Here is a 310-nt window from a genome sequence, read left to right as displayed (position 1 = left end):
TATGTGGCATACATTGTGTTTGCTATAATTGTGCTCCTGGTGCTATTTTTTGTGATCAAAGGATTATTTTCAGGAGATATTAAGCGAACCCTAATCGCAGTAGGAGCATTTATAGTTGTCATTGGGATAGCCTATGTACTTACAGGTGGTACCGAGAGACAGCTAAGTGACGGGACTATGCTTTCAGCAAGTGCAGATCATTGGGTAGGAGCAGGTTTAGTAACCTTTTATATTCTGGCCGGTATCGCTATATTGCTAATGGTAGTTTCGGGAATAAGAAAACTTATAAAATAACTTTATTATGGCCAGA

1 protein-coding gene is annotated in these 310 nt (G+C 39.0%); it reads left to right on the top strand.

Features of this window, described 5'->3' with window-relative positions:
- The coding region (locus tag HC176_RS18730) for a hypothetical protein (RefSeq protein ID WP_167920482.1) at positions 1 to 294 on the top strand (294 nt) is incomplete at its 5' end.
- Positions 295 to 310 lie beyond the last annotated feature (16 nt).

This window comes from Tamlana crocina (assembly GCF_012037625.1).
This window is presented reverse-complemented; position numbering and strand designations above follow the sequence as displayed.